The following is a 25,727-nucleotide window of genomic DNA, read 5'->3' on the forward strand; positions in this document are numbered from 1 at the left end:
GCTACCGCTCCTATTGCCGAAGACAACAGCTACCAGCCCTATTCCGGCGACCCCGCAGGCAGTGCGAGTAGGCGGGCGCTGAGCGGCGCCTGTCACTCGCCTGTGGCATCTGCAATCCCGTCAATGTGCTGAGCCATCAAGTTCAGGTGCAAACGGTGCGGCCGAAAGGACGCCACCGTGCACAGCGGCGAACCACGGGCTCACTTACGCAACGCACGCCGATCCCGCGCGTTCTACCCATTAGGAGGAGCATGGCGACGGCCGGTCTCATGCGCTCACAATCGGAGGCAAAACCATGATGTCAAAGTACAAAGAAGCCCTTGATCGCGGGAAGGAAGCTCGCCGTGAGCAAGAGGGGAAGGTCGGCAATGAGAAGGCCGAGGGGGTGGACTTCGGCGCGCAAGCCAGGGCCTGGCTAAACGATGTCGTGGTCGCGTCGTTGCAAGCGGCCCAAGCCGACGTGACGGGCGAAGTGTCTGTCGAGATGGACACCGCGCCAGGCCGCCAAACCAAAGCGTCAACACCGTCCATTCGGTTCCAAGTCTACAGGAAGCCAGGCATGGAGAAAGAAGTAGTCAGGAGGACGTTCACGGTCGACGTTCATCTGAGTGGGGAAGTGTCAGTCTCGTCGCCCGGGATCGTGGCGAGAGAAGTGGGAAACATAGGGGATAGGACTGACGAGCGGTTCTCTACCTTGCTGGCGGAACTGATCGAGGACGCAGCGAAGGGCACTTAGCCAGCAAGGTGCCGAGGGCGGGCAATTTCCAGCGCTGTCGCTCGGCTGCTGGCACCGCTAAGTCTGTCAGCAATAGCTTTCCAGATGCCGCAAACACCCCCTCCGTTAACCTTTCGTTAACCATGGCTGGCTAGCGTTTACCTATCAGTAAGGAATCGCTGTCCGTGACCTTCGCCGCCCCCGTCGAGACCAAATCCATTCGCTTTCGCGCCCGCTCCTTTGTCGCCTTCACGCTCACCCCGGAGGCGCCGCTTTCGGAGTGGCTGGAGAGCCTCGATCGCTGGATCGGCAACTCGCCGGGCTACTTTGCCGGCCGGCCGGTGGTGCTTAATCTCAATACGTTAAAGCCGGAAATCGGTCAGATCGAAGCGCTAGTCGCTGAGCTTGGCCTGCGCGGCATCCGCATCTATGCCATCGAGCTCGACGGCAGCACCGCACTTGAGTCCAATCTGCCGCCGGTGCTGATCGGCGCGAAGGAGGCCACTGCCGGGCTGCTGATGCAGGCCGACAGCAAGGGCAGGCCGGAAGAGACGGGCAAGCCAGAAGAAGGCAAGGCGGAAGAGGGTAAGCAGCCGGAAGACAGGCAGCAGGAAGCGCCGGCGACGCTGATGGTGAAGACGCCGATCCGCTCGGGCCAGTCGGTCTTCCATGCGCATGGCGACGTCATCGTGCTGGGCTCCGTCGCCTCCGGGTCCGAGATCGTCGCCGCCGGCTCCATCCATGTTTACGGCACGCTGCGCGGACGCGCGTCGGCCGGTGTGCTCGGCCATTCGGCGGCGCGCATCTTCTGCCGCAAAAACGAGGCCGAGCTGCTGTCGGTCGACGGCTGGTATTGCACCGCCGAGGAGATGGAGCCGTCCTTGCGCGGCAAAGCGGTCCAGGCCTTTCTCGAAAAAGACACGCTGCGCATCGCGCCGTTCAATTGACGATCCCAACAACAATAATGGAGGCATATATGGGCAAGGTAGTGGTGGTCACCTCAGGCAAGGGGGGCGTCGGCAAGACGACCTCGACGGCCGCCCTTGGTGCCGCGGTCGCGAGAACCGGCAAGAAGGTGGCCCTGGTCGACTTCGATGTGGGTTTAAGGAATCTCGATCTGATCATGGGCGCCGAGCGGCGGGTGGTGTTCGACCTGGTCAACGTCATCCAGGGAACGGCCAAGCTGTCGCAGGCGCTGATCCGTGACAAGCGGGTCGAGACGCTGTTCCTGCTGCCGGCCTCGCAGACGCGCGACAAGGATGCGCTGACCGAGGAGGGCGTCGGCGAGGTTATCGACAAGCTGCGCTCGGTGTTCGACTACGTCTTCTGCGACAGCCCGGCGGGCATCGAGCGCGGCGCGCAGCTCGCCATGCGCTTTGCCGACGAGGCGGTCATCGTCACCAATCCTGAGGTCAGTTCGGTGCGCGATTCCGATCGCATCATCGGTCTGCTCGATGCGAGGACCGTGAAGGCCGAGCGGGGCGAGCAGATCGCCAAGCACGTACTGGTGACGCGCTACGATGCGGCGCGCGCGGCGCGCGGCGAAATGCTCTCGATCGACGACGTGCTGGAGATCCTGTCGACGCCGCTCCTGGGCATCATTCCCGAGAGCCAGGATGTGCTCAAGGCCTCCAACCTTGGTTCGCCGGTGACGCTCAGCGATCCCACCAATGCCGCCGCCCGCGCCTATATCGAGGCGGCCAAACGGCTTGAGGGCGAGGAGCTGCCGGTCGTCGTGCCGTTCGAGCGTAAGGGCTTCCTCGACCGGATCTTTGGAAGGAGGGCAGCATGAACCTGTTGGACCTTTTCAAGCGGCGCGGCAGCGCGCCGGTGGCGCGCGAGCGGCTGCAGGTGCTGCTCGCCTATGAGCGCCGCAGCCGCAGCCAGCCCGATCTCGTCTCCATCTTGCGCGAGGAGATCATGGCCGTCATCGCCAGGCATGTGCAGATCGACCAGGATTATCTGCAGGTCTCGATGGAGCGCGGCGAGACGATGTCGACGCTGGATATCGACATCCAGATTCCCAACAAGAGCGCAAGGCCATTGGCGATGTCGGCCTGAGCGGCAGGGTTGCGCCTGTAGCAATTTTTTACGCCGGCGGGACAGAGGGGGCTGTCCCGCCAGCGTCTATCACAGTCTTTGCTTGCCCCACCCAACCACCTCTCGCTGCCTCACGACAGCCAAGCCCATTGGTTCTATCTCCGCCGCATGCCGTCGCGCATCGCCCGGCGGCAGGGGGAGGACCAACCACAGTGACGTCGACGCCGGTTATCAAGCCTGGTTCCGAGACCCTGCCCATCGCGGCGCTGCTCGGTGCCATGGTGTCGATCCAGATCGGCGCGGCTTTCGCCAAGGGCCTGTTTCCGCTGGTCGGCGCGCAAGGCACGACGGCGCTGCGGCTGGTGGTCGGCGCGCTGATGCTGGCGGCGGTGCTGCGGCCGTGGCGGGTGCGTCCGTCGCGGGCTGTGTGGCCGTGGCTGGCCGCCTATGGGGTGACGCTCGCCGCGCTCAACCTTTTGTTCTACGCGGCGCTCAAGACGATCCCGCTCGGCATCGCGGTGGCGCTCGAATTTACCGGCCCGCTTCTGGTCGCGACGCTATCGTCGCGGCGCGGCAGCGACTTCGCCTGGGTGGCGCTTGCCGTCGCCGGCATCGTTTTGCTGTCGCCCCTCGTCCATTCGCGCCAGGCGCTCGATCCGGCCGGCGTGATGCTGGCGCTGGCGGCCGGCGGCTTCTGGGCGCTCTACATCGTGTTCGCGCAGAAGGCGGGCGCCGAACTCGGCGGCCAGACCACGGCTTACGGCCTGGCAATCGCCGCAGTGCTTGCGCTGCCGTTCGGCGTGGCCGAGGCTGGGCCGGCGCTGGTCGCGCCGTCGATTCTGGCCGGCGCCCTGCTGGTCGGGCTGTTTTCCAGCGCCCTGCCGTTCTGGCTGGAGATGGTGGCGCTGACCAGGATGCCCGCCAGGCTCTACGGCACGCTGACCTGCCTGGAGCCGGCGCTGGGCGCGCTGGCGGGGTTCCTGTTCCTGCACGAGATCCTCACCGGGCTGCAGTGCCTGGGGGTAGCCGCCGTCATAGCCGCTGCCTTCGGCGCCACCGTGACGAACAAGCCGCCGGTGCCTTCGCCCGAATAGGCCTCAACCAACGATTGTCCCAGAGCATGGGCACACTTCAGGCCCGTTTGCCACTTGCGCAACCATTGAAAGGGTGAAAACGTTGGCTTGGGGTAAATGGGCAAGGGGGGTCGCCGCGGCTGTTGCAAGCTCCGGGACGACCTTGAAAAGCGATGAATTTTCCACAGTTCCTGGTGGGGACGACCACCGCGTCACTCGTCGTGGCGCTCTCGACTTTTTTGGCGACCGGTTCAATTTGGAAGGCGCTGGGTTGGACAGTCCTGACCTTGATCGTTCTGCAGGTTGGATATTTTGTGTTCGTCGTCCGGCTGATCTACAGAGCCGGGCGAAAGACACACAGGTGATCCGCGACCCGCTGTCTGGCCGGACCATCGGTATCCGGGCGTGTCGAGATTCAGATCCATGCGGGCTGAATGTCATATGCTTAGATCATAATGTAGCTGAAATAGACAATATGGTCTAAGCCTTTTGAAGCCGGACATGTTCGGTTCTGGAAATGTGCTTTGGACGTTCTATTACTTTAGTCAGCCAGTATATATTTCCTGATACATATACCTGGGTTGGGCCGCGCGGAAGCCTGCCTGAGGCTCGTGCAATCGCTACCCCAGAAGATAAAGGACGCTTCTTGCCCGACCGGCTCCGGATATCCGCGGTCGAGACGAGGCGGGCGGATGACGCTGCGATCTCCCGCACGAGGCGGGAGATCGGCAGCTTCGCCGCTCACTCCGCCGCCAGCTTGTCTTGCGTCTTGGTGTCGAAATCGCTGGCGTCGTGGCGCTCGTGGAGCTGCATCGCCGGCTCGCCAAAGGCGCGGTTGACCATGCGCCCGCGCTGTACGGCCGGTCGCGCATCGATCGCGGCGGCCCAGCGCTGTACGTTCTTATATTCCTGGACCGACAGGAACTCGCCGGAATCATTGTACATGCGCCCGAGCGCCAGCCCGCCATACCACGGCCACACCGCCATGTCGGCAATGGTGTAGTCGGCGCCAGCCAGATATTCAGTCTCGGCCAGGCGCCGATCAAGCACATCAAGCTGGCGCTTGGTCTCCATGGCGAAGCGGTCGATGGCATATTCGATCTTTTCCGGCGCATAGGCGTAGAAATGGCCGAAGCCGCCGCCGAGATAGGGCGCCGAGCCCATCTGCCAGAACAGCCATGACAGGGTTTCGGCGCGCGCCGGCTGCTCGGTCGGCAGGAATTCGCCGAATTTTTCGGCCAGATGCACCAGGATAGAGCCGGATTCGAAGACGCGGATCGGCTTTGGCCCGCTGCGGTCCATCAGCGCCGGGATTTTTGAGTTGGGATTGACCTCGACGAAGCCGCTGCCGAACTGGTCGCCGTCGTTGATCCTGATCAGCCAGGCGTCATATTCGGCGCCCTTGTGGCCGAGCGCCAAGAGTTCCTCCAGCATGATCGTCACCTTGACGCCGTTCGGCGTCGCCAGCGAATAGAGCTGCAGCGGATGCTTGCCGACGGGCAGCTCCTTATCATGCGTCGGGCCGGCGATCGGCCGGTTGATGCTGGCGAAGGCGCCGCCATTCTCCTTGTTCCAGGTCCATACTTTCGGCGGAGTGTATTCGGTCATCTCGGGAGGCCTTGTGTTTGGAAGGGCGTGGGACGTTCAGCTTGCACAACGAGAGAGGAGCGAGGATGGAGCGGGCTCATCCACACATAGATACAGATAGCGTGGCGATACAGGTAGTGCGGGCAGCAGGAAGTTCAACTTGTGTTGAACTATTATCGATGCTGCGTGCCGATCCACGTTCTCGCCTTTGGTAAGGGCCCACCGATGCCCTTGCGCCTCGCCACATGCGCCATACCTATAGGAGATATCAGGCCTTTGCCGGCCGCCATGAATATTGCCGGGATTGAAAGCATGACTATCGATACAATTTTGCGATCCATCGTGGCGGTGCGCGCTTCGATCCCCGACGACGCCTTCACTGCCAATGCGCTGGGCACGAGCCGGGAAGGCAGCGGCGTGGTCATTCGCGACGACGGGCTGGTGCTTACCATCGGCTATCTCATCACCGAGGCGGAAGAAGTCTGGCTGACCGACCACAATGGGCGTGTGGTTCCCGCGCACGCGCTCGCCTACGACCAGGAAACCGGCTTCGGTCTGGTGCAGGCGCTGGCGCCGCTCGGCCTGCCCGCGGTAGCCCTCGGCGACGCAGCCAGGGCCAAGGCCGGCGATCCCGTCGTGCTGGCCGACGGCATCGGCCAGTCAGTCAGCGCGCACATCGTCACCAAGCAGGAATTCGCCGGCTATTGGGAGTATCTGCTCGACGAGGCGATCTTCACCGCGCCGGCCCATCCGTCATGGGGAGGTGCGGCACTCATCGGGCAGGACGGCAGGCTGCTCGGCATCGGTTCGCTGCGCCTGCAGATGAGCCGCGCCGGCGAGATCGCCGATATCAACATGGTGGTGCCGATCGACCTTCTGCCGCCCATCCTCGACGATCTCTTGACACGCGGCCAAGTTGCTAAGCCACCGCGCCCCTGGCTTGGCGCCTTCTCCGCCGAAAGCAATGGCGAGGTCGTGGTGATGAGTGTCGCCGAGGGCAGCCCGGCAGCCGAAGCCGGCCTGCGCCAGGGCGACATCATCTCGGATGTGCGCGACGGCGAAGTCGACGGGCTCGCCGATTTCTACCGCAAGCTGTGGCAGAACCCGGCGGGCGCCGAAATCCCGTTGCGGGTAGTGCGCGATGGCCGCGAAACCTGGCTGCGCGTCAAGTCGGCCGACCGCAACAGCTTTCTCAAGAAGCCTCAGCTGCAGTAAAGCAGGCAACTGGTCAGATCCTCCTGATGCATCCAAGACTGCTCAAGACGTTCCTCGCGGTTGCGCGATGTCGAAACATCACCCGCGCCGCAGAGGAGATCCACCTCGCGCAATCGAGCGTGAGCGACCAGATCCAGACGCTTGAAACCGAGCTTGGCACGGTGCTGTTCACACGGTCGAAGCAAGGCCTCCAGCTGACGCCGGCGGGCACCACGCTGTTGCCTTACGCGCAAGGCATTCTGATGCTGGCCGAAGAGGCACGGGCGGCTGTGGACGTGACTGCCCGACATACCGCCGGATCGGTGACGATCGGCGCATTGGAGACGATCGCCTCGGCGAAGCTTGCGCAGTGGCTCCCGGATTTCCAGGCCGCCCGTCCCGACATCGAGCTTCGGCTGACGGTCGCGGGCAGCGGCGATCTCATGCGCAAGCTGAAAGATGGCGACATCGACGTCGCCTTCTGCTTCGACAGGGACGGTTTCGACAAGGTCGACGAGCACCTCGCCAAGCGGACGCTATCGGCGGAGCCATTGATCCTCATCGTTCCTCCTGAGGAAGCAGCGATGAGAGGCGATCTCACGGCGCTTACCAGCACGCGCTTCGTCGTCACCGAAGCCGGATGCATCTATCGCCACCTGTTCGACAAGGCATTTGCCGAGGCAGGCATTGCATCGCCGAGGCTTGCCGCCGAAGTCGGCAGCATCGGCACGATCGCGCGCCTGGTGGCGGCTGGGGCCGGCCTTGGTCTGGTGCCGCGCCTGGCGGTGGTCGAGGCGCTCGATCGTGGCGAGGTCATCGAAATGCCCTGGCCGGGTCCGGTTGACACAGCGTCGTTCGCCATGATCTGGCGCCGCAGACGGGTTCAGCCGCCCGCATTGAAACTGCTGCTGGCGGCCGCGGGCGCCAATTTCGCGCCGGTCAGACCAGCCGATGCCCGCCGTCGACATGCAGTGTCGTCCCTGTCGTGAAGGCGTTGCCCATCAGGAAGCAGATAGCGTCGGCGATGTCGTCGGGTTGTCCGATCCGCCCAACCGGCAGCCGCTCTGCCATCGCATTCAGCGTGTCGTCCTTCTTGTCGCCGGCAACGAAACCCCAGATCGGCGTATCGACCCAGCCAGGCGAGACCGCGTTGACGCGGATGGGCGCCAGTTCGACGGCGAGCGCCCGCACGAGCCCCTCAAGTGCCGCATTGACGGCGGCGACGACCGAGCCTCGTGCCGCTGGCCGGTAGGCCGCGATACCGGATGTGAAGGTGATAGAGCCCGTGGCCGAGAGTATGGGCGCGCCGTATTTGGCCAGCAGCAGCGGCCCGTAGAATTTGCTTTCAACGACCCTCTGCGCAGCCTTCAGCTCGACCGCAGGCAACAGCTGATAGGCGCCGTCGATGTCGGCTGCGGTGCTGACGATATGGTCGAGCCGGCCGATCCGCCTGAACAAAGCGGCGACCTGGTCCTCCCGGGTGATATCGACCGCGACCGTGTCCAGTGTGGCAGGATTACCCAGTTGCTCGCGGGCGCGCTTCAGCCTGTCCTCGTTGCGCCCGGCGATGATGACCTCGGCGCCAGCCTCGAGACATCGCCTTGCCAGCGCCAGACCCATCCCCGAACTGCCGCCGACGACCAGAACTTTCTTGTTTGCCACATCCGCCATCCTTCGCTTCCACAGACGATCACTTCGTCAGGGAAGTCGCAGGTCTGGGTTTGAAGCGGAAACGGAAGAAAACGATAGTGCTATCGGAAAATCCGATGGTGCGGCGTGCCTCACTCGCCGCAGGCGCTGAAGCCTATTCCGGGGTTCCACTCCGAAAAGGCAATGACCTTGCCTTCCACCGCCACGGTCTTCTGCTTTGTGGTGCCATCGGGCTGCATCTTGCTGCTTTTGCCCTTGCCGGACAAAACATCGTAGTCGCAATCGCTTGCGACATTGTCCTCAAGATAATCGTGATAGTTATAGGCGAAACCGGCGACGATGAAGGCATCACTGCGGTATGCGAGCGTCAGCGTCTGGTTGGTTCGTTTACTACCAACCGGCATTGCCGGCAGATGCAGCTTGATCGAGCCGTTCGGCAATGCGGTCAGCCCCGGCTCGGTGTCGGAAGCCTCGTAGCCCGGCCGGTCGTAACCGTTCCACTCCCCGTAGATCTGCTCACGCACGATGCCGGCAGGTTTTAGAAAGTTGGCCTCGCGGTCCCTGAGGAAGAAGTACATGTCCATCGGGTCGCCGGGCTTGGTCTCGACGATCATCACCAGATCGACGGCGCTGTCGCCATTCCAGTCGCCGGTCAGCGCGGTGATGATCTTCTGGGTTTCGATCGGTTCCGCCCGGGCCATGGTCGGCAGCAACAGCATCAGGCCGAACAGCATCGCTCGCATGGCAATATTTCCCCAAGTTGAAGCCCGCCGTGTCCACCAGGCCGGTTCTGCCAGGGAAATTCCTACAGTACGACGGGAAGAACCGCCATGGGCGCCGCAGGCGCGAAGGACGCGACCTGCTCAAAGTAGCCAGCAGCCCCGGCACGATCACGCCGGGCCCGATTTCTCATCCTCGCCAAAAATCCCGATTACCCAGTCGATGAACACCCGCACGCGCGGCGCGAGCTGGCGGTTTTGCGGGTAGAGCGCCGACAGTGGCGTTGGCGACGGCGGATAGTCCGGCAGCACCTCGACCAGCGTGCCGCGCGCGAAATCGCCGGCGAAGCGGTAGTGCGGCGCTTGCACGAGGCCGAAGCCGAGGCGAGCGAGCTCCGCCATCGTGTCGGAGCCGTTGACCGTCACCCGGCTCGGCAGCGTGATGGTGCGTAGCTCGCCGCTCACCGTGAATTCGAGCGGCATGACCTCGCCGGTCCGCGACGAGCGGAAGCCGACCATTGCATGACCACCGAGATCGGCAGGCGTTGCCGGCACGCCGTGCTTCTCCAGATAGGCGGGGCTGGCGCAGGTCACCTCGCGCAGCGTCGCTACCCTCCGCACGATCATGCCGCTGTCGGCCTGTTCGCCGGAGCGCAGCACGCAGTCGACGCCTTCGCGCACCAGGTCGACCAGCCGGTCGCCGTCGCCGATATGCAGATCGATTCTGGGATAGCGGTCGAGGAACTCGGCCAGCCGCGGCAGGATGAAATGGCGAGCCATGAAGCCGTGCACGTCGATCCTGAGCTGCCCTTGCGGCTGCGCCGCCTGGAAGCCGGCCTCGGCATCCTCCACATCGGCCAGGATGGCGAGGCAACGCTGGTAATAGGCCTGGCCGTCGAGGGTAGGGGTGACGTGGCGCGTGGTGCGCTCGAGCAGCCTGACGCCGAGCCGCGCCTCCAGCTGCTTGATCGCTTCGGTGGCGGTGGATCGCGACAGGCCAAGGTCGGCGGCGGCGGCGGTGAAGCTGCCGCGCTCGATCACACGGGAGAGAAGGCGCATCCGGTCGAGACTGTCCATGGCAATTGTTCGCCATATCCGAACGGTGTTGGCAAGACCCGAACGATTATCCCGGTGAATTTATCACCTACCTTCAGGCGACAAGAATTGGAGATCCGTCATGGCTATACAGAATGGAAGGGCGGCGTTGGTGACCGGCGCCTCGAAGGGCATAGGCGCGGAAATCGCCAGAAGGCTGGCTCGCGACGGCTTTTCGGTCGTCGTCAATTACGCCAGAGGCGCTGAAGCCGCCGACAGCGTGGTGCGCGAGATCGAGGCGGCGGGCGGGGTGGCAATCGCCGCCCAGGCCGATGTCGGCGAGCCCACTGACGTGGCGCGTTTGTTCGACGCTGCCGAGCAGGCCTTCGGCGGGCTCGACGTGCTGGTCAACAATGCCGGGATCATGAAACTTGCGCCGCTCGCTGAGATGGACAACGCGGATTTCGACCGGCAGATCGCGGTGAACCTCGGCGGCGTGTTTCGCGGCATGCGCGAATGCGCCAGGCGGCTTCGCGACGGCGGCCGTATCATCAGCTTCTCGTCCAGCGTCGTCGGGCTCTACCAGCCGACCTACGGCGTCTACGCCGCGACCAAGGCCGGCGTCGAGGCGATGACGCATGTGCTGGCCAAGGAACTCGGGCCGCGCGGCATCACCGTCAATGTCGTGGCGCCGGGGCCGGTGGCGACCGAGCTGTTCCTCGGCGGCAAGTCTGAGACGCTCGTCGAGACCATCACCAAGACGATCCCGCTCGGCCGGCTCGGCCAACCAGCCGACATCGCCGGGGTGGTGTCGTTCCTCGCCGGGCCGGATGGCGGCTGGATCAACGGCCAGGTGCTGCGCGCCAATGGCGGCACAGTCTGATTTTTCTCCAACAACCAACAAGGAATCGACGCCATGCCATTCGCAAATTTCAAGGTGCCTGAGCGCGCTCTGTCCGCCCGGCAGAAGGAAGACCTCATCCATAAGACCACCGCTTTGTTCGTCGAGATGTTCGGCGAAGGCGTGCGGCCCTACACAATGGTGCTGATCGAGGAAGTCGCCGACGGCGGCTACGGCCGCGCCGACGAAGTGTTCACGATTCCTGGGGATTAGCGGCGGCATCTTGAGCCCTCGGTGACGCTGCCGATCTTCCCCCGTCGAGGGGAGATTGGCAGTTTCGCTGTCTCGCCAGCCTTGCAACGGTGGCTCCGTTGCTGCTTCATCAGATGAAGGCGAAGCAGCAAGGAGGAAACCGATGACCACCGCAAAAAGGCCGGCCCGCTAATGGCGCCCATCAAGGTCGATCCTGCCAAGGTGCGCGAGTTCAGCGATGCCGAAATCTTCTACACCTGGCTCGGCCAGCACCACGACACCGAGACAGAGGTCTGGATCAAGATCCACAAGGTCGGTTCGGGGCTGCCTTCGATTACGCCCAAGGAGGCCATCGACGTCGTGCTGTGCTGGGGCTGGATCGACGCCGTGCGCAAGGGGCTCGACGACAAGAGCTATTTGCAGCGCTACACGCCGCGTGGCAGCAAGAGCATCTGGAGCCAGATCAATGTCGACAACGTTGCCCGGCTGATCGAGCAGGGCCGGATGACCGAACACGGGCTGAAACAGATCGATGCGGCGAAGGCCGATGGCCGCTGGGCGCGCGCCTATGGAAGCGGCAAGAACATGAAAATCCCCGGCGATTTGCAGGCCGCCATCGATGCCGTGCCCGAGGCCAAGGCGATGATGGCAACGCTCAGCGCGCAGAATCGTTTCGCGCTCGCCTTCCGCATCCACAACATGAAGACCGAGGCCGGACGCGAGAAGAAGATCGCGGCGTTTGTCGAAATGCTAAAGCGCGGCGAGACGATCTACCCGCAAGGGAAGAAGTGAGGGGTTGTGGCCGGGCGTTCGTGCCACACTTTTCCTGAACCGCTCTAGAAGCACTGCCCTCGTAGTGCCTCCATACCCCGTCGCCCACTCCTTGCGCAGTAACGGTTTCTTCTTTGCTTTTGCCGCACAATGGCCGCGACGGGTCGGGCGAAGTGCAGGGCATGGCCGAAAAGAAGGATCGCAACGGAGAGTTCTGGGAGCTGGCGCTCGAACGCGCGCATCTTGGAGTCTGGGACTGGGATCTCGCGAGCGGCGACTGTTTCTACTCGGCGATGTGGTCGCAGATGCTGGGCTATGGCGAAGGTGAGCTTGCCAAGACAAGCGACCTCTGGCTGCAGCTGACGCACCCAGACGATCGCGAGCGGGCGGTGGCCAGCGGCGAACGCCACATTGCCGGCCTGACCGATTCTATCGAGACCGAACTCAGGCTGAAACACAAATCCGGCCACTGGGTGTGGGTTCTCGATCGCGGCGGTGTGGTCGAGCGGGATGCTGAAGGCCGGCCGATCCGGCTTATGGGCGTCCAGACCGACATCACCAAGCAGAAGCAAGCGGAAGCAGAGCTCGAACAGGTCAATGCTCGATTTCGCCTGGCATTGGCGGCCAGCGGCACCGGGATCTGGCATCACGACCTTGCCGCACACAAAAGCTACTGGGACGAGCGCACCCGGGAAATCTTCGGGCTTGTCGCCGACACCGACGAGGTGTCGAGCGACCTCTGGCACAGCTATCTGCATCCGGACGATAGGGACAACGCCGAGCGGGCCCACAAGGTGCCGTTGCAAACCCAGAAGGTCGTCGCCGTGCAATACCGGATCGTCAAGCGGGACGGCGAGGTCCGACATGTCGAATCGCTGATACGCTTCATCGCCGACGCTCAATCGTCAGGCCAGATCCTGGGCACGGTGCGCGATATCACCGAGACGAAGCAACGCGAGCAGGAACTCGCCCATGCGGCTCATCACGACGCCCTGACCGGCCTTTTGAACCGTGCCGCATTCGACCGGCTGCTGGCCCATCATATCGCAACGGCGCGCCCGCTCGCAGTCTTCTACGTCGATCTCGATTACTTCAAGGCGCTGAACGACTTCGCCGGCCACGCCGCCGGCGACCTCGCGCTGAAGAGTGTCGCCATGGGCATTCTGGGCTGCCTGCCGCCGTCGGCGCATGCCGCGCGCCTTGGCGGCGACGAGTTCGCGCTGCTGGTGCCCGATTGCGATGCAGCGCAAGCCGAGCGTCTGGCTGGCGATGTCCTCGCGGGGGTTCGCGACGCGGACCTAGGCTCGACGGCGACGTCGCGCAAGCTCGCCGCCAGCATCGGCATCGCCTTTGTCGCCGATCAAAATACTGCGGTGGCTGACGCGCTCGCCTGTGCCGACGACGCCTGCTATGCGGCCAAGGCCGCCGGGCGCAATCGCTTCGCGGTGTTCTCCCCCGAGACGACATCCGGCGCCGGCGGCCTCAATGCGGCGCGGCTGGCAGCCGACACTGTCGACGCCATGGAGGACGGAAGGCTGAAACTGTTCGGCCAGGAAATCCACCGGCTCGGAAAATCTTGGGGAGAGAGCCGCCAAGTCGAGGTCCTGGCTCGTCTCGTCGGGCGCAATGGACAGCTGATCCCACCGAGCGAGTTCATCCCGGCAACGGAGCGGTTCGGCGTTGCCTCGCGGCTCGACCGCTGGATCATCAGGACGGCACTCTCGCTTCATGGGCCGGCGCTGAGGTCGGGGGCGCTCACGCTCGGCTTCAACCTTTCGGCGCAGACGCTGAGCGATCCGCAGCTTTGGGATTTCGTCGACGCCGCAATCGACGAGACCGGGGCGCCGCATTCGGGCATCGGCTTCGAGATCACGGAAACCGCTGCGGTCACAAATTTCACGGCTGCCGAACAGTTCGTCCGCAAGGCGCGCGAGCGGCGCTGCCGCGTTAGCCTCGATGATTTCGGGGCGGGCATGAGCTCGTTCGAATATCTCAGGCGCTTTCCCGTCGACGTGATCAAGATCGACGGGTCCTTCATCGAGCATATTGCCGAGAGCCGCTTCGACCGCGAAATCGTCTCGGCCATATCGGGCATCGCCAGAAGCCTCGGCTGCTCCGTGGTGGCGGAGAAGATCGAAGAACAGGATGCGCTCGACATCCTCAGGGACATGGGTGTTGCCTTCGGCCAGGGATTTCTGTTGCACCGGCCGGAGCCGCTGCAAGCGATCGTGGCACGAGCGAGCGCGCAAGTGGCCCTGCCGGCGGGACGGCAAGCGTAGACTAGTTCTTCCGCTTGGCGCCGGATGACGTCGTCGTACTGACCCAGTCCTGGGCTTCACGCATGATCTTCAGCGCTTCATCCGGCGTCAGGCCGCACTTGCGGGCAAAATAGGTCGCCTCATAGGCTTCTGCCGAAGAGACTGCGGAAATGCTGGAAGATTCCAGTTTTGACTTCTTCTTGGCCATGCCGGTTCGCCGACTGTGAATCGATTAGTCAGCTAATATAGCACCTTTGTTTGTCAAGGCAAAATCCCGGGCAAATGGCGAGCGGGCTGGTGGGCGAGATCCGCCTGCCGGGCCAATACGCCTTCTGCAGTCAAAGGCAGCGTTCCAGGGAGGAAAGTTTATGCTGCTGACAGCGCTACGATCAGGAGGCTCGGCTCTGCCGGGCCTCGATCGAGGCGGCCTCGGAGTCTGTCTCGTTCAAGAGGCTGCAGAGCGAAACGGCCTCACCGTGACAGAGGCCGGTCAGCGCAAGCGCCGAGAACTGGGCCGGAATATCGAGCCTGGTGTCCCAGATCATCCACCGGCCGGTTGGCTCCATGACACATTCAAAGCGCAATACACGGTCCGACATCCGACCCCCACCGATTTCCCGCCTGGGTGGTAGCGCGTCAAAGTAAATGAGTTATTGCGCTCCTGAAACCTGGCGTTGAATCCGGCCGACTGCGCCGGCAGGCAGGAACAGGCGGCTTGGTCAACCGGATGATGTCCGGATCGACGAACGCGGACCCGGATCAGGCGTTGCGGCTTGCCATGTGCGCGTCGAGCTTCTTTCTCGAAGGCCCGTACCGCTTGATGATGGTCGCGGCCTCGCTCGGCGGTATGCCGTATTTTTTCGCAAAAGCGGCAACGTCGTAAGGCTCCTCGCCGGCGGCCGGTTTGCGGTCCTGTTTGATCTTGGATTTGTCGTCGGCCATGTCGTCCTCCGTCACATCTGGTCGTTATAGGGTCCCCTGGTCCGGCCGACCATCCTTGGGAATTTCAAAAATGTGCTGGCGCGTTGCAGCAGCCCGATCGGCACGGGCGCGGCTGGTTCCCGCTCATGGGCTCGAACCACGATTCACGCCTTCAAAGGGCGCTGTCCTACCATTAGACGAAGCGGGAATAGAGGAAGTGGACGCTGTCTAGCACCTTCTCATTCACGCATGAAGCCGCTTCATGCCTTCATTCCGGAAAATGCGCACCCCGGTCCATAAGCGCGAGAGCTTTCTGGGTCAGCCAATGAACTGTCCGGGCCCTGAGCCTAGACCCGCACTATCGCGAGCATCCACGCCAAAAGCTCCAGCAACAATAGAAACAAGGCCAGCTGTAGCGCGACGCGCAGGCGCTGAATAATCCGCCAGTTGCTGGCCATGTCGGTTTTAATGCGGAGCGCAAGCGCGCGGTGCATCACATCCATGGTTCCAGAAGGGGTTTGGGCTCCAGAAGGGTTTTGGGTTTCAGAAGGATTATGATCGACAAAATCCTGGAGCAGCTGCTCCGGGTCGAAGCGGAACGTAAGGTTGTAGTAGGGCCACAACATGATCACGACCAGCAGGCCGATCAGGAAAAGCAGCGCCAGCGCCAGCCAGTCCCACAGCCCCAGCCCATCCACGAGAGCCCTGCCGCCGAGAAGAGAACTCACGAACGCGGTTGCAAAGATCAGATTGCCCGCCCGCGTATTGAGGCTCTCCACCACGTTCTGCTGGTGTTGGAGACCCCGCACCGCCTCCGCATAGACGAAGGCCAGGCGAGGGTCAGGTGCCGCAGCGGGCTGGGAAAGGCTTTCTCCCGCTGATGAAGGATGCTCGGGCATGAGTGCCGTCCCGCGTTCGGATATGAACCACGATATGAACAATGGCAGCGTTCTGTCTACCGCCTGTCAAGTCTACCGCTGTCAGGACCGCCGGCCTTGACGCCTGAACGTTTCGCCCCAGATTACCCGGCGGAGTTTCAGACATGCGATACGACTGGCAGGGGCCGCCCAGATTCCTGGAACGGCATTTCGGCATTGTTATTGCAATTGGCCTGGTTGCAGGACTGTCGGTCCTGGCCGTGCTGGGCTACACGCCTTAAAGCCTCGGATTCAGCGCCTAAATCCCTAATGTAAGCGAAGCGTAACGGTGCAACGCAACCAGACGGGCGCCACGTGCATTTCAATGCATGACGATGTTTCGCCCCGATATCCCGGCAAAATGCTGCGCCTATTGCGGCGGGCGCGACCATGGCTACGAGGACTGCCCGAAGCGGAAAGCCGACGCCGAACAGCAGAAGGAGCAGGACGTCGATCCAGCCCCAAGCCCGGCACCGAGGATAGACAAGCCCGACAAAACCGCAGCCTGAACCATCCAAATCGAATGAAACCCCAGCCTCTGTCGGCCCGCTATCGCTTCTGCGCATGCCCAACGGCGTTGGCAAAGGAAATGCCGCCCTTGATCTCGCGCATAGCCATCGAGGTGATCGTCCGGCGCACGCCGGGCAGGCGGCTGAGCTCGACGCGCAACATCCTGTCCAGCGCCATCATGTCGACCGTCACGATCTGCAGGAGATAGTCGGCATCGCCCGTCGTGGCGTGGCAGCGCCGGATCAGCGGATGTGCCTGGACCGCGGTCTCGAAGGCTTCGGAAAGCTCGAAATCGATCGACACCTGGATGAAGGCTTCTATGCCGAAGCCGAGCTTGGCCGGGTCGATTCGTGTCGAGTAACCTCGGATGATGCCGGCGTCCTCCAGCGCCTTGACCCGCTTCCAGCACGGCGTCTTGCTTAAGCCGACCTCGTCGGCAAGCGCCGCGAAGGAGATCCGCGCGTCACGTTCCAGCACCGCGACGATCTTCCGGTCGAGGGCATCCAGCATAAGCCGTTCTCCCGAATCGTTCTATGAACGAACTTCCGTCCTTCATTTTATGCCATTTGGATAACAGAAAGGAACAATGTTCAAGCCAAAAGCGCTTATCCTCCAGGACTCGAACCGAACAGATGCCCTGAGCCGATGGGCCGGGCAAAGGAGCAGCTGCCATGCACAAGCCGGACTATTATGCCCGTATCGAAGCACCCGAAATGCGCGACTATGGCGTCTACCTCAGGTGCGACAAGCTTCTCGCCTGCCAGAAGCCGCTGGCCGAGATGGTCAATGCCGACGAGCTGCAGTTCCAGATCGTGCACCAGGTCGAGGAGCTGTGGATGAAGCTCATCACCTATACGCTGATCGATGTCGTCGACTTCCTCGAGCAGCAGAACACGCATCGGATTGTCACGCTGATGGGCCGCGTGCATCGGCTGATGCGCATGATGACCGCGCAACTCGACCTGCTCGAAACCATGTCGCCCAAAGAATACCAGGAGATTCGGCTGCAGCTCGGCAATGGCAGCGGCCAGGAATCGCCGGGCTTCAAACTCTTGCTGCGCATGCCGCCGGACCTGTGGCGGGCTTTCAAAGCGTCCTATCTCGATGGCCGCGGGCTCTCGGTCGAGGATGTCTACGATACCGGCTACGATCATGGCGACAGCTACGTCGTGGCCGAGGCGCTGATCGAATTCGACGAGCTGTTCCAGAAATTCCGCGCCAACCACCTCTACCTCATCCATCGCTCGATCGGGCTGGGCTCGAAATCGCTGAAAGGCCGGCCGGTCGAACTGCTCGAGGCCGGCGCCCGCCATCGGTTCTTTCCGGAACTGTGGGATGTCCGCTGCGCCATGACCGACCGCTGGGGCAGCCAGTACGGCACAGTGCGGGCACCGATCAGCCACCACGCGGCCGAGTAGTCCGAGCCCAGCACCTGCGGCCGGCGATTTGCGCTGGCCCAGCTAGTATTCTTCGGGGATGATGTCGGGTTTGCGGCTGGTGTATCGTCCTTGGGGCGAAACCCGTCGCAAGCCTGGAGGACATCATGTCGTTGGAAACCGCTCAATCACCCGCTCAAACGCCGTGGCAAACCGCGGCAATCCTCATCGGCCGGCTGATCTTCGCGGCCGTCTTCCTCCTGGCGGTGGTCTTCAAGTTCACCGATATGGGTGCCACCGCGGGCTACATCGCCGCCGCCGGATTTCCGTTCCCGCTGTTTCTGGCCTGGTGCGCGGCGCTGCTTGAAGTGGTGCTGGTCATATGCTTCCTGACCGGCGCTTTCTTCACACCGGCCGCGCTCGTTGCCGCCTTCTACGTCATCTTCCTCGGCTTCGCCTTCCACGGGCCGTCGCACTGGGCCGGCAACCAGGCCGAGTTCGGCTTCTTCGTCGACCATTTCAGCTTCCTGGCCGGACTGCTGTTTGCCGCAGTGCATGGGCCTGGCCGCGTGCTGACCTGGAAACCGGGATCGGCCAGCTGATCGAATCTTTGGCTGGCAAGCGGCATTCCGACACGGGGAGGCGATCGCGACGTCACATCTGGTCGTTGTAGGGTTCCTTCATTTGGCCGACCATGCGCGCCAGTTTCGAGAATGACGGCATATCCGCCTCCGGCTGACACTGATTGGCCAGTTCCAGCAGCCGGATCGGGAAGTTGACGGCATCGCGGCTCGATGCCGACATGCCTTCCGACCGTTCTTCGCTGGTCTCGCCGGCTTCGGCCTTGCGCAAGGCGATGTCTATCTCCTCGACCGAGAGCACGCCCTTGCGGACAAGGACCTGGTTGATCGATGCGATGGCCATCAGCAGGCCTTCGAGTTGCAGATTGGCGACATTCATAGCTGGTTGCTCCCATTGGCTAAAGCACGTCGCGTTCCGAGCTTTGGCGACATGCATCAAGCTGCAAACGCGCGAGCGTCTTTTCCGATCCGGCATGGCGGTACCGGGATCGGGCGCTTCGCAGGCTCTCGTGTGCAAATCGCTCGCTTCAGGAATTTTTTCCTTTAATCGACCGCTTTACCATTGACATCGTGCCGGCAGCTATGCTATAGATTCGGGCATGATGCTGATTTGCGCCAACGACCCGCCCGCCGAGGCGGGTTTTTTGTTTCAGCCAATCTCCCGCAGCCATGCAACGGTCATACGCGCTTCGTGCTCAGCCTCATGGCTAAGGGAGAACAGCCCGGATGTCCGCCATCCACGCCATTCAGGCAGGGGGTAGCCATTTTCCGGATCGGCAGGGATTAGTTCTTCCTCCATCCACTGGAAGAGGCCGCCGCGGATTTCGAACACTATGACTCGGCGGGTGGCCGCCAGGTCGGTCAGAGTTTTCGCGATCCGGTTATTCATAGTCTCGCCCCGCCACTGTCGTGTGGCAAGCCTCACATCGATGCATCCGTTCCGCAACGCGCGTCCAGAGATCACCCCATGTCCAATCGTTACGCAACCATCATCACCGACGATGACGGCCGCGAGGTCGTTAGCGCCCTTGGCCAGTTCGAGGGTGCGGCGCCGCAGGGGCGCGCTGGCCATTTCGAGCCCGTTGCGGCCGGTGTGCGGATCGGCATGGTGCGGGGCGGTCCCGTCGATGCGGCCGGTGGCTTCGGGTTTCCGCAGGCGGGTGTTAGCGGCAGTGCGGTGGGTCTCGTCAGAGCGAGGCTGAAGGCCTTGTCCGAGGCGGCGAAGCCCGAGGCGGCAAGGCTCAAGTCAAAGGCTAAGCCGGTGCGCACCGGCAAGGGGAGCAGGTCCCACAAAAGGCCGATACGCAAGACAGCGGCGAAGGCCGGTACAGCGACGAAGCCCGAGATCGCGGCGCCTACCGGGGCTGCGGAGTAGCGGCATGGCGGAGATCACCGACAATCCGCCGGCTGCGGCGAAATCCACGCCGCAAGCCAGGCCGTCCGCCCGGCCGAAGCGGACGAAAAAGACGCTGGCCGATGGTTTCCTGGAAGCTATCCGTGCCGATTTCCGGGCGCACGGCGCCGGCGTCATCGCCGAGGTGCGTGCGGAAAAACCCGACCAGTATCTGAAGATCGTGCTGTCGGTGCTGCCCAAGGATCTCGGCGCCAACATCAACACTCTGGATGGATTGAGCGATGACGAAATCAGGCAGCGCATCCGCGGCCTCGAAGCCGTCCTCCGGCCGTTCCTCCAACAGCCGGGTCTCGAAAAGCCGAGCCTCGAAGAGCCTGGCCTCGAAAAGCCAGGCCGCGGCAAAGACCGAGTATCTGAGCCTGCTCAGCGAACTGGACCGCAGACGCCGCACTAATCAGCTTGCCGCCTACCGGCCCTATCCAAAACAGGCCGAGTTCCATGCGGCGGGTGCGACCAGCCGCGAGCGGCTGTTCATGGCCGGCAACCAGCTTGGCAAGACAAGGGCCGGCGGTGCCGAATGGGCAATGCACCTGACCGGCCGCTATCCCGAGTGGTGGCAAGGCAAGGTGTTCGACACGGCCGTGCGGCTGTGGGCGGCCGGCGTCACCGCCGAGGGCACGCGCGACAACCCGCAGCGCATGCTGATCGGCCCGCCGCAGCAGCCGGCGGCGTGGGGCACCGGCATGATCCCGGCCGATGCCATTGTCAGCACCATCGTGGGGCGCGGCGCGCCGCATGGGCTGGACAGCGTGGTGGTCCGCCATGGCGGCGGCGGCGACGTCCAGGCCGCTGAATCGGTGCTGTCGTTCAAGAGTTTTGAGAAGGGCCGCGAGAAATGGCAGGGCGAGACACTGCACGGCGTCTGGTTCGACGAGGAACCGCCGCTCAACGTCTATTCCGAAGGGCTGACCCGCACCAATGCGACGGGCGGCATCACCATCGTCACCTTCACGCCGCTGCTCGGCATGTCGGAGGTGGTGTTGTTGTTTTTGTCGGCGGAGGAGGTGGAGGGAATGGGGAAGGGGTGAGGAGAGTTCAGGAAGGATGCATTCGCTTCCTCTCATCCTTTGCGTTCCTTTGCGCCCCCCTCTGTCCTGCCGGACATCTCCCCACGAGGGGGGTTCGCCAATCTCCAACGGTTGCAGGCAAGCGGGACGCGGAAACTGCCAATCTCCCCCCAAGTGAGGGAGATGTCCGGCAGGACAGAGGGGGGCGCTGTCCCGCCAGCGCGAAAAGCTCTCGCCCAAACAACGCGCTACCCACCGCATCTCCCAAAATGATTCAAGCCGAGAGGGCGCCCGATGACCCGCCACGTCACCTTCATGACCATCGACGATGCCGAGCATTACACGCCGCAGCAGCGCGCCGAGATCATATCGGCCTATCCAGCGCATGAGCGCGAAGCCAGGGCCAAGGGCATTCCGGTGCTGGGCTCCGGCCGCATCTTTCCGGTGGCCGAGGAGCTGATCGCCTGCGAGCCGTTCCGGCTGCCGCGCTATTGGCCGCGGCTCGGCGCGCTGGATTTCGGCTGGGATCATCCGTCGGCCGCGGTCGAGCTTGCCTGGGATACGGAGGCCGATGTCGTCTATGTCACAAAAGCCTGCCGGGCATCGCAGCAGACGCCGGCGATGCAGGCGCTGACGCTCAAACCCTGGGGCGAATGGCTGCCCTGGGCGTGGCCGCGCGACGGCCGCCGCGAGACGCTGGAAGGTGCCGGCGTGGCGCTTGCCAGGCAATATGCGGCGCATGGGCTGAACATGCTGGCCAGCCATGCGCAATTCCCAGACGGCTCGGTCTCGGTCGAAGCCGGGCTGATGGAAATGCTCGATCGCATGCAATCCGGTCGTTTCAAGGTGTTCTCGACACTTCTGCCCTGGTTCGAGGAATTCCGCCTCTACCACCGCAAGGGCGGCCAGGTGGTGAAGCTGCGCGACGATTTGATGGCGGCGACCCGCTACGGCGTGATGATGCTGAGGGAAGCGATGGTCGATCCGGCGGAGTTCAAGGCGGCGCGCAGGCAGGTCGGGCAGAGCGATCCGCTAGGGGCGTTTCGGTAACTTGACGGCAGCCATACACCATGACCGTCCGTATCATCCCCGCCACTTTGCGCGACCTCAGCTACATCGCTGCCAACCTGCGCCCCGAGGACCGGGCTGAGATCGACTGCCAGCTCGACCAGTGGTCGCCGGCGCTGCTGGCGCTGACGGCGCTGCAGGGGTTTGCCTATGTCGCCGAGCTGGACGGCAATCCGGAAGCCGGCTTTGGCGCCGCCGAGCAGCGCAGCGGCCTGTGGATCGCTTGGAGCTGGGGCACGCGCCGCATGAGGCGCTGCGTGCCTGGGATTACGCGGTTCTTTCACGAGGTGCTCGGGCCGCAGGTTGCAGCGCGCGGCGCCTGGCGGGTCGAGGCCCGGGCGCTTGCCGCCAATGACTTGGCGCTGCGCTGGCTTGGCCGGCTTGGCGCCACGGAACGCTGCCGTTTACCGGGCTATGGCCGCAACGGCGAAACCTTCATCCTCTTCGACTGGACAAGAGAAAGCTGGAACCATGTGCCTGTTGCAAAAACCACCCGCCTTGAAGCCGCTGCCTTCGACACCGACCATCGCCGACAAGGACGTGCAGGCGCGCGAGGCAGCCTTGCGGGCTGAACTCGAGCAGCGCCGGGGCACAGCCGGCACGGTGAAGACCGATCTCGCGCCCGGTGATCTTACCGGCCAGCGCCGCGTGCTTCTGGGGGTGTGAAATGGGCGCGATGAAACGGGTGTTCAGGAACCGGGGCGGCTGGCCCTGGTGGACCTGGCGGCGGCTGGGGCGGCTGGTGAAGCGGCGGCAGGGGTAGCGCCAAGCAGGCCCCCCTCTGTCCTGCCGGACATCTCCCCCTCAAGGGGGGAGATTGGCAGTTTCTACCTTTTGCCAGCCCTCCAGCGTTGGTGGTTTGCGAAAGCCGACGCGACATCCGATCTCCCCCCTTGAGGGGGAGATGGCCGGCAGGCCAGAGGGGGGTGTTCAAGCGCCAGCGTTTCTCCGAGTCTCATCTTTTCTTCGCGAACGCCCAGACCATCAGCGGATATTCCTCGTCGTTACTGAGGTCTCGCCATAGGCCGTAGGCGCGCACCGGGCCGCCGATATGGGCTTTTGCGCAGGCTTTGTTGCCCCAGCTGAACACCTCTATGCCCGCTTCCGGAAAGCCGCCTTCGACCAGTACCTGCTTCAGGCCGGCTGGAGTCCAGCGGTTGTAGTCGTGCGGCCTGGCATGCACCCTGAACAGGAACGGCGTCGCCACCATCGCGCAGCCGCCCGGTCTGGTCATGGCGTGGATATTCTGTGCCGCGGCGAGTGGGCGTTGCACATGCTCCAGCACCTGGTCGGCGATGACGACGGAATATTGCCGGTCGGTGCGGTCCTTGCAGATGTCGAAGTCGGGAAAATCGACCGAGGTATAGTTGGAGCACATCGCCTTCCAATAGCGGTTCCAGCCGGGCGACACCTCGATCACGTCAGACGATTTGCGGCCGTCCGCCTCAAGAAACGCGGTGAACGCCTCGATTTGCGTGATGCGCAGCCAGTTGCGGGAATCGTAGCCGATAAGCCGCTTTGCAACCTGCTTGCTTCGCCTCGTCAAGGAACCGGGTAGGCTTTCCGTCATTGCCACATTGGCCTCCTGCAAAGGCCCACCGCGATATCTTTGAACATCGAAAAAGTGGGCAAAATTCGACCTGCTCCCAGAAAAAGATCTGAGCCTCGAACAAGCGACACCACCGAAGAAAGATTGCCATGACAAGCGATTCCCGTGCCCACGATATCCTGTCGCGACAGGCGGAACTGGAGAGCGAGCGCAGCCAGTATGAGGCTGTTTGGGAGGCGGTGTCGGAATTCTGCGATCCCGATGCGCCCGATGTCTGGAGTGGCCGCCGGCAATCCGGCGCGGGCTCACAGGCCGAGCGGCAGGAGCGGCGCGGTGCGCGCGTCTACGCCAACACCATTAACTCGGCCGCCAACCGGCTGGCTGCCGGGCTGGAGAGCCTGATTATCCCGCAGTCGGAAAAATGGCACGGGCTGTCGACCGCCGCCATGAACGACGAGGAGAGCGACGAGGAAAAGGAGTGGGCGGAAAGCCTTCGCGACTTCCTGTTTGCGCTGCGCTATTCCGCCAATTCGAACTTCGTGCCGGCGACGCAAGCCTGCCTGCGCAATGTCGTGCGCTACGGTCCGGCCTATCTCTATGCCGAGGAAGGGTTTGGCGGCACGCTGATCCGCTATGCCTCGATCCCGGTGGTCGAGGGTTTTCTCTCGCGCAACCGCTGGGGCCAGGTCGATATTTTCCACCGCCGCTACGAGCGGACCGCGCGGCAGGCGGCGCAGCTGCTCGGCTATGAGAAGCTGCCGGCGCGGATCAAGATGCTGGTCGACGACCCGGCCAAATGCGAGACCAAGATTTCGCTGATCCAGTGCATCCAACCGCGCGACGAGCGCAAGATGTATCGGCTGGGCGGCTCCTACCAGTATCTCGACACGGCATTCGCTTCTTATCACGTCATCGAGGACGAGGAGGTCATCGTCAGGGAGAGCGGTTTCCGCTCCTTCCCGGTGTCGTGTTTCAACTGGCGCCGCTACGAGGGCGACCCCTATGGCATCTCGCCGACCATCGAGGCGCTGACCACGGTGCGCGAGGAAAACGCCGTGCGCCGCTCGGGCCTGCGCGCCCTGCAGCAGATCACCGATCCGGCCACCGCTTCGAAGGCGCGGCTCGACTATGTGCCGGTGCTCAATCCCGGCGAGAACTATCCCGGCCTGATCGACGATCAGGGGCGGCCGCTGATCGCGCCGATCGCCACCGGCCAGAACCCGACCTATGCGTTCAATTACGCGGAAAGCCGGGCCGAGGAGATCCGCGACATGATGTTCGTCAACCTGTTCCAGACGCTGGTGCAGAACCCCCAGATGACGGCGACCGAAGCCTTGATCAGACAGGAAGAGAAGGGCGCGCTGCTCGGACCGTCGGGCTCGATTATCCAGGCCGGTTTTGCTTCCAACCTCGATCGCGAACTCGGCCTCCTCGAGGACAAAGGATTATATGAGGAAGACAGCCGCTTCCTGCCGCCGGCGAGCCTGGCCGGCAAGGCGGTGCGGCCGACCTTCACCGGTCCGCTCGACGTGCTGCGCCGTTCGGCCGAGGCACGCGACACCATCCAGGTGGTCACCACGGCCATGCAGATGGCGCAGTTCGATCCCGGCGTGATGGACAATATCGACGGCGACGAGGCGCTGAAGATCGTGCAGAGCGCCGGCCGCAGCCCGCAGCGCATTTTTCGGCGAAAGGACGAGGTCGCCGGCATCCGCGACGCCAGGGCCAAGGCTCAAACTGCGCAGGCCGGCATGGCGGCGATCGCCACTGCCGGCAAGGTGGCCAAGGATGCTGTGCCCGCCGCCGTGCAGGCGCGCGACAGCGGATTGCTCGATGGTTTGCAAGGCATGCTGCAGGGTGGTCAGGCTGACATGCCGGGCGGCCCGGCTGCGCCGGGTGCCGGCGCATGAGCCGCAAACGTTTCGCCCATTCCGGGCAGGCCGGCGGTCCGGCCAAGGCGCGCGATGCGCTGAGCAAGGCCTATCTCAGGGTGTTCTCGGGCCAGGATGGCGAGATGGTGCTGGCCGACCTCGCGGCGACGACGGGCTATTACCGCCGCCCGTCCTATGGCGAATGGATGGCCAGGACCAGGACACCGAACGGCTTCGAACTGCATAGCGCGCTGAGCAACGCGCGGGCCGAAGTGGTGCAGCACATTATGGGGTTTCTGACGCTGGACGAGGCACAACTGGCGGCGCTGGAGAAGGCGGCGAGGGCGGAGGAGTAAGGGACTTTAGGAGCGCTGGCCT

The 25,727-nt window shown here is 63.5% G+C and carries 31 protein-coding genes, 1 tRNA gene and 2 pseudogenes; 21 read left to right on the top strand and 13 right to left on the bottom strand.

The genetic code is table 11. The features are described 5' to 3' along the window. The first annotated feature begins 295 nt into the window (after positions 1-295). The 5 genes from AC0L26_RS17255 to AC0L26_RS17275 all read left to right on the top strand — a co-directional run bounded on the left by AC0L26_RS17255 (position 296) and on the right by AC0L26_RS17275 (position 3,849). The gene (locus AC0L26_RS17255; protein ID WP_473633622.1) at positions 296-736 is read left to right on the top strand and encodes a hypothetical protein; all 441 of its coding nucleotides are present in this window, start codon (positions 296-298) and stop codon (positions 734-736) included. A gap of 164 nt (positions 737-900) precedes the next feature. Then, positions 901-1,662, top strand: coding sequence for a septum site-determining protein MinC (minC, locus tag AC0L26_RS17260; protein ID WP_473633623.1), 762 nt, complete (start codon positions 901-903; stop codon positions 1,660-1,662). Between the two features lie 29 nt (positions 1,663-1,691). Next, positions 1,692-2,507: a septum site-determining protein MinD gene (gene minD / locus AC0L26_RS17265; RefSeq protein WP_352937649.1), complete on the top strand. Its 816-nt coding sequence runs from the start codon at positions 1,692-1,694 to the stop codon at positions 2,505-2,507. After that, the gene (gene minE / locus AC0L26_RS17270) at positions 2,504-2,776 is read left to right on the top strand and encodes a cell division topological specificity factor MinE (RefSeq protein WP_095482719.1); all 273 of its coding nucleotides are present in this window, start codon (positions 2,504-2,506) and stop codon (positions 2,774-2,776) included. The genes minD and minE overlap by 4 nt, the downstream gene beginning before the upstream one ends. A gap of 191 nt (positions 2,777-2,967) precedes the next feature. Next, positions 2,968-3,849 carry an EamA family transporter gene (locus AC0L26_RS17275; RefSeq protein ID WP_473633624.1) on the top strand — a complete coding sequence of 294 codons (882 nt, stop codon included), beginning with the start codon at positions 2,968-2,970 and terminating at the stop codon, positions 3,847-3,849. A 720-nt stretch (positions 3,850-4,569) separates the two neighbouring features. On the opposite strand, the gene yghU is transcribed toward AC0L26_RS17275, so the two are convergent. Then, positions 4,570-5,436, bottom strand: coding sequence for a glutathione-dependent disulfide-bond oxidoreductase (yghU, locus tag AC0L26_RS17280; RefSeq protein ID WP_354487918.1), 867 nt, complete (start codon positions 5,434-5,436; stop codon positions 4,570-4,572). A gap of 291 nt (positions 5,437-5,727) precedes the next feature. On the opposite strand from yghU, the gene AC0L26_RS17285 reads away from it, so the two are divergent. Together AC0L26_RS17285 and AC0L26_RS17290 are read left to right on the top strand one after the other, a co-directional pair. After that, positions 5,728-6,630, top strand: a complete 903-nt coding sequence (locus AC0L26_RS17285) for a S1C family serine protease (protein ID WP_352937654.1) — start codon at positions 5,728-5,730, stop codon at positions 6,628-6,630. 26 nt (positions 6,631-6,656) lie between these two features. Next, positions 6,657-7,598 carry a LysR family transcriptional regulator gene (locus AC0L26_RS17290; protein ID WP_473633625.1) on the top strand — a complete coding sequence of 314 codons (942 nt, stop codon included), beginning with the start codon at positions 6,657-6,659 and terminating at the stop codon, positions 7,596-7,598. On the opposite strand, the gene AC0L26_RS17295 is transcribed toward AC0L26_RS17290, so the two are convergent. The 3 genes from AC0L26_RS17295 to AC0L26_RS17305 form a co-directional block, all read right to left on the bottom strand. Further along, on the bottom strand, positions 7,549-8,280 hold the full coding sequence (locus AC0L26_RS17295) for an SDR family oxidoreductase (protein ID WP_473633626.1): 732 nt from the start codon (positions 8,278-8,280) through the stop codon (positions 7,549-7,551). The genes AC0L26_RS17290 and AC0L26_RS17295 overlap by 50 nt on opposite strands. A 110-nt stretch (positions 8,281-8,390) precedes the next feature. Beyond that, the gene (locus AC0L26_RS17300) at positions 8,391-9,002 is read right to left on the bottom strand and encodes a hypothetical protein (protein WP_473633627.1); all 612 of its coding nucleotides are present in this window, start codon (positions 9,000-9,002) and stop codon (positions 8,391-8,393) included. A gap of 147 nt (positions 9,003-9,149) precedes the next feature. Then, on the bottom strand, positions 9,150-10,055 hold the full coding sequence (locus tag AC0L26_RS17305; RefSeq protein WP_473633628.1) for a LysR family transcriptional regulator: 906 nt from the start codon (positions 10,053-10,055) through the stop codon (positions 9,150-9,152). A 100-nt stretch (positions 10,056-10,155) separates the two neighbouring features. On the opposite strand from AC0L26_RS17305, the gene AC0L26_RS17310 reads away from it, so the two are divergent. The 4 genes from AC0L26_RS17310 to AC0L26_RS17325 all read left to right on the top strand — a co-directional run bounded on the left by AC0L26_RS17310 (position 10,156) and on the right by AC0L26_RS17325 (position 14,156). Next, positions 10,156-10,896 (top strand): SDR family oxidoreductase, encoded by a 741-nt coding sequence (locus AC0L26_RS17310; RefSeq protein WP_473633629.1) that lies wholly within the window; start codon positions 10,156-10,158, stop codon positions 10,894-10,896. 33 nt (positions 10,897-10,929) lie between these two features. Further along, a complete protein-coding gene (locus AC0L26_RS17315) occupies positions 10,930-11,127 on the top strand; it encodes a tautomerase family protein (protein WP_473633630.1) in 198 nt (65 codons plus the stop codon). 171 nt (positions 11,128-11,298) lie between these two features. Beyond that, positions 11,299-11,898: a YdeI/OmpD-associated family protein gene (locus AC0L26_RS17320; protein ID WP_473633631.1), complete on the top strand. Its 600-nt coding sequence runs from the start codon at positions 11,299-11,301 to the stop codon at positions 11,896-11,898. Positions 11,899-12,059: 161 nt separating this feature from the next. Next, positions 12,060-14,156, top strand: coding sequence for an EAL domain-containing protein (locus AC0L26_RS17325; protein WP_473633632.1), 2,097 nt, complete (start codon positions 12,060-12,062; stop codon positions 14,154-14,156). Between the two features lies 1 nt (position 14,157). Here AC0L26_RS17325 and AC0L26_RS17330 read toward each other — a convergent pair whose 3' ends face one another. The 5 genes from AC0L26_RS17330 to AC0L26_RS17350 form a co-directional block, all read right to left on the bottom strand. After that, positions 14,158-14,343, bottom strand: coding sequence for a hypothetical protein (locus tag AC0L26_RS17330; protein ID WP_473633633.1), 186 nt, complete (start codon positions 14,341-14,343; stop codon positions 14,158-14,160). Positions 14,344-14,524: 181 nt separating this feature from the next. After that, the gene (locus AC0L26_RS17335; RefSeq protein ID WP_473633634.1) at positions 14,525-14,701 is read right to left on the bottom strand and encodes a hypothetical protein; all 177 of its coding nucleotides are present in this window, start codon (positions 14,699-14,701) and stop codon (positions 14,525-14,527) included. Between the two features lie 193 nt (positions 14,702-14,894). Beyond that, positions 14,895-15,077, bottom strand: a complete 183-nt coding sequence (locus AC0L26_RS17340) for a DUF3606 domain-containing protein (RefSeq protein WP_473633635.1) — start codon at positions 15,075-15,077, stop codon at positions 14,895-14,897. Between the two features lie 113 nt (positions 15,078-15,190). Further along, positions 15,191-15,264: transfer RNA gene (locus AC0L26_RS17345), tRNA-Gln, on the bottom strand. A gap of 139 nt (positions 15,265-15,403) precedes the next feature. Continuing rightward, positions 15,404-15,955, bottom strand: coding sequence for a hypothetical protein (locus AC0L26_RS17350; RefSeq protein ID WP_473633636.1), 552 nt, complete (start codon positions 15,953-15,955; stop codon positions 15,404-15,406). A 347-nt stretch (positions 15,956-16,302) separates the two neighbouring features. Between AC0L26_RS17350 and AC0L26_RS17355 the strand changes: the two genes are divergently transcribed. Next, positions 16,303-16,482: a hypothetical protein gene (locus AC0L26_RS17355; RefSeq protein ID WP_473633637.1), complete on the top strand. Its 180-nt coding sequence runs from the start codon at positions 16,303-16,305 to the stop codon at positions 16,480-16,482. 40 nt (positions 16,483-16,522) lie between these two features. On the opposite strand, the gene AC0L26_RS17360 is transcribed toward AC0L26_RS17355, so the two are convergent. Next, positions 16,523-16,993, bottom strand: coding sequence for an Lrp/AsnC family transcriptional regulator (locus tag AC0L26_RS17360; protein ID WP_473633638.1), 471 nt, complete (start codon positions 16,991-16,993; stop codon positions 16,523-16,525). A 161-nt stretch (positions 16,994-17,154) separates the two neighbouring features. On the opposite strand from AC0L26_RS17360, the gene AC0L26_RS17365 reads away from it, so the two are divergent. Together AC0L26_RS17365 and AC0L26_RS17370 are read left to right on the top strand one after the other, a co-directional pair. Further along, entirely contained in the window at positions 17,155-17,901 is a 747-nt protein-coding gene (locus tag AC0L26_RS17365; RefSeq protein WP_473633639.1) for a tryptophan 2,3-dioxygenase family protein, read from the top strand. A gap of 125 nt (positions 17,902-18,026) precedes the next feature. Then, the gene (locus tag AC0L26_RS17370; protein ID WP_473633640.1) at positions 18,027-18,461 is read left to right on the top strand and encodes a DoxX family protein; all 435 of its coding nucleotides are present in this window, start codon (positions 18,027-18,029) and stop codon (positions 18,459-18,461) included. A 52-nt stretch (positions 18,462-18,513) separates the two neighbouring features. On the opposite strand, the gene AC0L26_RS17375 is transcribed toward AC0L26_RS17370, so the two are convergent. Together AC0L26_RS17375 and AC0L26_RS17380 are read right to left on the bottom strand one after the other, a co-directional pair. Further along, a complete protein-coding gene (locus AC0L26_RS17375; RefSeq protein ID WP_473633641.1) occupies positions 18,514-18,819 on the bottom strand; it encodes a hypothetical protein in 306 nt (101 codons plus the stop codon). 270 nt (positions 18,820-19,089) lie between these two features. After that, positions 19,090-19,329 carry a hypothetical protein gene (locus AC0L26_RS17380; protein WP_473633642.1) on the bottom strand — a complete coding sequence of 80 codons (240 nt, stop codon included), beginning with the start codon at positions 19,327-19,329 and terminating at the stop codon, positions 19,090-19,092. 78 nt (positions 19,330-19,407) lie between these two features. Here AC0L26_RS17380 and AC0L26_RS17385 point away from each other — a divergent pair, with 78 nt between their 5' ends. The 5 genes and pseudogenes from AC0L26_RS17385 (at position 19,408) to AC0L26_RS17405 (ending at position 22,501) form a co-directional block, all read left to right on the top strand. After that, positions 19,408-19,815, top strand: a complete 408-nt coding sequence (locus AC0L26_RS17385; protein ID WP_473633643.1) for a hypothetical protein — start codon at positions 19,408-19,410, stop codon at positions 19,813-19,815. 4 nt (positions 19,816-19,819) lie between these two features. Continuing rightward, positions 19,820-20,248: a hypothetical protein gene (locus AC0L26_RS17390; RefSeq protein WP_473633644.1), complete on the top strand. Its 429-nt coding sequence runs from the start codon at positions 19,820-19,822 to the stop codon at positions 20,246-20,248. Then, a pseudogene (locus tag AC0L26_RS17395) lies at positions 20,226-20,846 on the top strand (terminase large subunit domain-containing protein); the annotation flags it as partial. The gene AC0L26_RS17390 and the pseudogene AC0L26_RS17395, both read left to right, overlap by 23 nt. Before the next feature lie 293 nt (positions 20,847-21,139). Continuing rightward, a pseudogene (locus tag AC0L26_RS17400) lies at positions 21,140-21,911 on the top strand (phage terminase large subunit family protein); the annotation flags it as partial. A gap of 20 nt (positions 21,912-21,931) precedes the next feature. Then, on the top strand, positions 21,932-22,501 hold the full coding sequence (locus AC0L26_RS17405) for a hypothetical protein (protein WP_473633645.1): 570 nt from the start codon (positions 21,932-21,934) through the stop codon (positions 22,499-22,501). A gap of 383 nt (positions 22,502-22,884) precedes the next feature. Here the strand turns inward: AC0L26_RS17405 and AC0L26_RS17410 are convergent, their stop codons facing one another. Beyond that, positions 22,885-23,499, bottom strand: a complete 615-nt coding sequence (locus AC0L26_RS17410) for a methyltransferase domain-containing protein (RefSeq protein WP_473633646.1) — start codon at positions 23,497-23,499, stop codon at positions 22,885-22,887. 128 nt (positions 23,500-23,627) lie between these two features. Between AC0L26_RS17410 and AC0L26_RS17415 the strand changes: the two genes are divergently transcribed. Beyond that, positions 23,628-25,388 carry a portal protein gene (locus AC0L26_RS17415; RefSeq protein ID WP_473633648.1) on the top strand — a complete coding sequence of 587 codons (1,761 nt, stop codon included), beginning with the start codon at positions 23,628-23,630 and terminating at the stop codon, positions 25,386-25,388. Continuing rightward, entirely contained in the window at positions 25,385-25,705 is a 321-nt protein-coding gene (locus AC0L26_RS17420; RefSeq protein ID WP_473633649.1) for a Bbp19 family protein, read from the top strand. The genes AC0L26_RS17415 and AC0L26_RS17420 overlap by 4 nt, the downstream gene beginning before the upstream one ends. Positions 25,706-25,727 lie beyond the last annotated feature (22 nt).

It is taken from the genome of Mesorhizobium sp. WSM4823, from assembly GCF_055811195.1.